This is a genomic window from Dellaglioa sp. CoH-57-MRSF-18 (genome assembly GCF_056781995.1).
Genome location: NZ_JBXAXX010000281.1, coordinates 1 through 238 on the forward strand (window position 1 = coordinate 1; position 238 = coordinate 238).

General features: G+C 51.7%; 1 protein-coding gene. It reads right to left on the reverse strand.

The window, feature by feature from the left end; translation table 11 throughout:
- Window positions 1–238: hypothetical protein (locus AC1RPG_RS08970; RefSeq protein WP_481762637.1), on the reverse strand; the 238-nt coding region annotated here is incomplete at both ends.

Genomic DNA, 238 nt, shown 5'->3' on the forward strand with positions numbered 1-238 from the left:
CCAAAGCTTCTTCGAGTGTCGAAGCATCGAGTGCCGCAGCATGCATCTTGAGATAGCGTTTGAGCCGCTTCTTGATGACAGTGCGGTTTTCGTCCGTCAGCTTCTTCACGAAGACCGCAGGGTCTTTGTTCGGATTGTCACGTAGGATGAACGCATCCATGATTCCTTCGATCGGAATCTTGTACTGGAGTTCCAGAAGCACTGCGTACGCCTCGATTTGCTCGACGTACACAATGCC